Annotated in this window: 1 protein-coding gene and 1 tRNA gene; one reads left to right on the forward strand and one right to left on the reverse strand. The window is 57.2% G+C overall.

Annotated elements, in window-relative coordinates; genetic code table 11:
* Positions 1–34 precede the first annotated feature (34 nt).
* Positions 35–111: transfer RNA gene (locus WFK61_RS25980), tRNA-Met, on the forward strand.
* Positions 112–697: 586 nt separating this feature from the next.
* Here WFK61_RS25980 and WFK61_RS25985 read toward each other — a convergent pair.
* Positions 698–1,755: NAD(P)-dependent oxidoreductase (locus WFK61_RS25985; RefSeq protein WP_336814936.1), on the reverse strand; the 1,058-nt coding region annotated here is incomplete at its 5' end.

A 1,755-nucleotide genomic window follows, 5' to 3' on the forward strand; every position in this document is an offset into this window, starting at 1 on the left:
CCCCTTCAGGACAAGATCAAAGGCCAAATCTCGACGCGGGGTGGAGCAGCCCGGTAGCTCGTCAGGCTCATAACCTGAAGGTCGTCAGTTCAAATCTGGCCCCCGCAACCAAAAATAACCCGCTAAACCAACAGGTTAGCGGGTTTTTTGTTGCCCGGAATCCGGAAGCGAAATTCCTCCCGGAATCAAATCGGAATCAGTTTCTCGGATATCGTGGCGAAGTGCGGACGGCGGTGAAACCCTCTTTTGGTTTGGCTGTGTTGCGAAAGTGCGACAGTTCTCGGCATGATGGTGCGGATTTGGTGTCCCGTCGTGCCGGGTTGCCGGCTGAGGCCGAAGCCGAATTTCCTATGTTTGCCCATGCGGGCTGCCGTCCCGAAGTAAGCGGTGTTTTGCACCAACCTTCCGGATAACGGTGTGATTGACGATGCTGAGCCCGAATGGGGGCTTGGACATATGTCGATTTCAGAGCTTACGCTTACATCCAGCGATAAACAGCCGTTGCGCTGGTTTGATGTTTTCACGGGAAGCGGCCGAAGGAGGCGGTCTGAGGCACAGAATGTCCACCTCGGCCTTAAGCAACGGGCTCTTTCATGACCATCATCGCCCCCCCCCCCGCGCAGACGTTGCTCCTTATCTGTTGTTCTCGGTTTCGAGGCGGCATCTATCCGCCGGGTATTGATATGTCTCAGCACAACTATAGCTGTATGCTTGGCTGCTTTCTTAGCCACGTTTCGATGACAGATGGGTTGACGACGTAATCAGGTACCCGCCGCTCTGCCACCGCGAGAAGGTTCTCGCAAAATGCCTCAGGCAGGCGTGCCTGCGACTCCTTCGTATGCCCGACCATGTGTGGGGTAAGAATGGCGTTCGGAAGGTCGCGCAGTGGACTATTTTCGTTCAATGGCTCTGGGTCGAACACATCAAGGGCCAGACGCATAGCCGGTCGCTCTGCGGCAAGCGCCGCAAGAGAATCGTCGCGGACGATGCCGCCCCGCGTGATGTTGACAAAGACCACGTCCGGTTTCATCCGCCGCAACGCGTCAAGATCCAGCATTCCTCGTGATTCAGGATTGAGCGCCGCCGCTACAATAACGACGTCGCTCGTCGCGAGCACCTCCTCGAGGCCCTGTGCAGCAACATATGCGGGCATCGGTCGCGTCGTGCGTACGTAGGCGGCGAGCCTCACGCCCCATACTGACAATCGTTCCGCAACAGCCTGTCCAATTTTGCCAAAGCCTATCAGGCCAACTTTCTTTCCCATCAGCATACGCGCATGGACCTGCGGTGGACGTGGCAGATTTTCGCGAAGGCAACGCTCCGTGCCATGCAGATCATAGAGCGAAGCGAGGATCAAGAGAACGGTTGCCTCGGCCATGCTAACAGAGTTTTCTGCAATTTGACCGTTCGCCACGAGTATACCGTGCGCGGTCGCGGCCGAAACATCGAACCCCTCGACACCTGTGACCGGGGAAACTAACGCGCGCAGACGCGGCATCCGGACAAACAACTCGCGATCGGCTGAAAAGCTTGAGGACGCGGCAAGGATTTCCAAAGACTCCAGCGCGCCTTCTGCGGCAATCAGGTCTTTGCGCGTCGCGAACCGCGCCACCCTGTGACCCCGCCGTTGCAACTCGTCTTGGGCTAGAGCACGTCCATTGAACGAGGAATCGCGTTGATGATTCCCTTGGCTGCCGAATTCTGATTCCATCGCCCCGACTGTTGATTTGGTCGGAGGCAAAATGACCCGAGCTT

It is taken from the genome of Allobosea sp. MMO-172 (assembly GCF_037147855.1).
Taxonomy (GTDB): domain Bacteria; phylum Pseudomonadota; class Alphaproteobacteria; order Rhizobiales; family Beijerinckiaceae; genus Allobosea.